Source organism: Aerococcus sp. L_32 (assembly GCF_050689315.1).
On sequence record NZ_JBOEQF010000216.1, the window covers coordinates 1 to 3,626 of the forward strand.

The 3,626-nt window shown below is 40.8% G+C and carries 1 protein-coding gene and 2 pseudogenes; 2 read left to right on the forward strand and 1 reads right to left on the reverse strand.

The window, feature by feature from the left end; all coding sequences use genetic code 11:
- Both ACRCJ0_RS10670 and pulA read left to right on the forward strand, forming a co-directional pair.
- Positions 1–355: pseudogene (locus ACRCJ0_RS10670) on the forward strand (adhesin); the annotation flags it as partial.
- A gap of 219 nt (positions 356–574) precedes the next feature.
- Positions 575–2,563 carry a type I pullulanase gene (gene pulA, locus ACRCJ0_RS10675; protein WP_431390424.1) on the forward strand — a complete coding sequence of 663 codons (1,989 nt, stop codon included), beginning with the start codon at positions 575–577 and terminating at the stop codon, positions 2,561–2,563.
- A 562-nt stretch (positions 2,564–3,125) separates the two neighbouring features.
- On the opposite strand, the pseudogene ACRCJ0_RS10680 reads toward pulA, so the two are convergent.
- Positions 3,126–3,626, reverse strand: a pseudogene (locus tag ACRCJ0_RS10680) (FUSC family protein); the annotation flags it as partial.

Sequence of the window (3,626 nt, forward strand, 5' to 3'; positions counted from 1 at the left end):
AATCGCAGCGGAAGAACAAGCATCATTAGATGCAGAAGCTGAATCAATTGCAGCAGAAGAACAAGCATCAATCGATGCTGAAAATGCTTCTATTGCCGAATCAGAATCAATCGCAGCGGAAGAATCGGCAGCAGCTGAAGCAGCATATATTTCAGAATCAATTGCAGCAGAAGAAGCGGCGGCTGAAGAAGATTACTACTACTCTGAACCAGAACCTGATTACGGTTGGTCTGCGTCGAGTATATCATCAAGTCAATCAAGTGAATCAATTGGATCAAGTGATTCAACTGATACATCTCAAGAAAGTGTAGTTGAAGAAGATTCTACTACAGATGAAACACCTGTTTCAGAATAATCAATTCAGCATGATTTAAATCAATACAACAAGTTAAAACACCTTAAGAGGACACCCACATTCACTGATATAACCAAAAAATGGTGATATTGTACTGAATGGACGGAAATTTACCTTTTAGGGTGTTTTTTGTAGTCTTTTAGGGGGAATGTCGATAAAATAAAGATGATAAACTTAATGTAAATCAGTCATTTTTCGAGCTGAAGAAAAGAGGCATTTATGGCAAAAGATATTGCAACTATCCAAGAGATTTTTGATTTAATTGAAACGGCAGATCCTGAATTAATTAGTCTGCGCATGCGCGAAACCATGGAGTCGGATGCTTTCGATAAGGCTTATTATTATGATGGATTTCTCGGCTACTCTTACTCAAAAACTAGTACAATCTTACGTGTTTGGACCCCAACAGCGATTGATGTTGAATTACTCTTATATGAATCTGATACATCTGACGAATATGAAGCTATCCAGATGGAAGAAGAACTAGAAACTGGTACCTACGCCGTTCGCCTAGAAGGAGATTACAAAAATGTCCCTTACATGTACCGGATTTTCTTCCCCAATTCCACCGTTGAAATCACCCAAGACCCATACGCACAAGCCGTTACCGTTAATGGCGCACGATCTGTCATTGTCGATTTAGATGAAGGTTACCCAGATGACTGGGAAGATGACAAACGCCCACCGTTTGCTAACGCACGTGATGCCATCATCTATGAAGCAAGTGTCCGGGACCTGACCTCCAATATCAATTCGGGTGTGCCCAAGGAAAAACGCGGTAAATTTGCTGGCCTTGCGCTAAGTGGCACTAAAACAGCCAATGAATTTGCCACCGGTTTAGATTATATTGCCGACTTAGGGATTACTCACCTGCAGTTAATGCCAATGGCTGATTTTGTAACGGTCGATGAATTGTCTGATCGACCAGATAATTACAATTGGGGCTATGACCCCATGCATTACAATGTGCCAGAGGGTTCCTACTCAATGTCGCCAAGAGATCCAGTAGCCAGATTGAAAGAAATGCGGGAAATGGTCCAAGCCTTGCATGCCAAAGGACTTCGCGTCGTGATGGACGTTGTCTACAACCATGTTTATGAACATGAACGTCATCCGCTTGGTTTAACTGTTCCTTACTACTATTTCCGCTACAACAAAAATGGCGATTTATCGAATGGGTCAGGTGTAGGAAATGAGACGGATTCAACTCGTTTGATGTTCCGCCGTTACATGATTGAATCCATTACATACTGGGCTGAAGAATTCCATATTGATGGGTTCCGCTTCGATTTAATGGGTCTTCACGACATTGAAACTTTAAATTTAATCCGCGAAGCTTTGGATAAGATTGATTCATCTATTTTAATGTACGGCGAAGGTTGGGACTTAGAAACCCTTTTATCTTCTGACAAAAAGGCTATCCTACGTAATGCTTATAAAACCCCTCGCATTTCTTACTTTAATGACCAACTCCGCGACCAAGTACGTGGATCGGACTACGGCGATGCAACGGATCCAGGTTTTATCACGGGTAAATTTATGACAGAGCAAGCCGTCCTTGCATCATTCTTAGGTGGGGGTAACTTGTCAAAACGTGATGCCAACGTGACCCAAGCCCAACAATTAATCCAATATATTGAAGTGCATGATAATTATACTTTACGGGATAAAATTGCCTTGTCTCACGGCGAAGAACCAGTCAGACTGCGTAAAAGACGGCAATTATTAGGGAATTCGATTATTGCATTGTCAGCTGGTATTCCGTTCTTCCATTCTGGTCAAGAATTCTTCCGAACCAAGCATGGGGTAAGAGATTCCTATAACGCAGGTGACGAAATCAACTGCATGGACTGGGATTTAATGGCTGCAAACTATGATGCAGTCAACTACTTTAAAGGTTTATTGGCATTACGGAAGAAATATCTATTCTTTACAGAGAAAAACCAACAAACATTTTTTGAAAATGTAACCGTGATTAAGTCAGACTACCAAATCATTGCTGTGCATTACCATGGTCCAGGACATGAATTAGTAGTGATTTTTAACGGCCAATTAAATGATGTAAAAGTATGGATACCAGAAGGTGGCTGGCGACCAATTGCCCGTGATAACAAAATGGTTGGCGATGACTTTGTGGATTTAATCAAAGGTAATGAGGATGTTAATGTACCAATTCTTTCTACATTGATTTTAGAAAGAGTGGAGTAGTAATACCCAGTATTTATTCATATACAGGTAAATCGTAGATTTATGCTTTGATATGGTTTGGTGATTAGTGAAGTTTTTATGATATATAATAATTCAGAAGCCTTCGACTTCCGCTTTTTCCAATGTCTCCTGTCTGTCCTGGGAAACTCGACTAGCAGTGGGGACTAAATAAGCCAAGGTCTGATTTCTAGTCTGACGATTCAGTCTGTAGCGAGTGAGCTCCCACTGACTAATATGCGTCAGCACATCCCTAGTTGGGTTCGAGCCTCCAGAAAGAACTACGTTTCAGATTAGGTTGAGCTGACTTTGTCAGCCACTTTCCTAATCTTCCAACGATTTCTTTTTGGACGTCTGCTCTCTCATCCTGGAGCTTTCACCGCTATTTTGGATATGTTCAATTTAATCGCACAAGCATCATTAAGTTGTTCTACCGAATATCTATTGCTCAAAAAGATATTATGACCATGAAATTAACTGCACATTCAAAAAAAGGAGGGGTTGAGACTGTTGTCTCGACCTCTCCTTTTGAAATGGCGCATATTATGTTTTGCCGACATGCGAGTTATTCGATGCCTTCTAGTGAGTCTGCTTGGTATTCGTCTTCGTCATGGTGTATTCTATATGAACGAATCAGGGTGTTTAGTTTAATTAATGACTCTTCGTAAGATACCAATTGGCCGGTGATCAACATTAAGGCGTTTGATCGTTCGAATTCTTCTTGGGTGGCGGTTTGTTTAATGGCTGCGTATTCGAAAATAGAGTCCATTAAGTCTTGCCGGTAAACTTGAGTTGGCTGGAAGAAGTTCACTTCTAAAGGTGAGATTCGACCGTCAAATTTCAAGAAGATTTGTTCATGGGCTGAACATAGGGTTTCAATCCGTTCGCGGATTTGGATCCGTAGTTCTTCTGGTAATTGGAACATGACATTGGTATGGGTATGTAAGACGGATAATAAGGCCAGTGCTTGTTCTAGTGACACGATTAAAGCCCGGAAAACAACGAGTTTTCGTTTTAACATGGGTAGTTTTCGTTTAGACCATACGTTCTCATCTTTTAGGAGTGC

What these genes read in the sequence shown, in the direction of transcription:
- pulA (WP_431390424.1), top strand. Translation starts at nt 575, where the DNA reads ATGGCAAAAGATATTGCAACTATCCAAGAGATTTTTGATTTAATTGAA.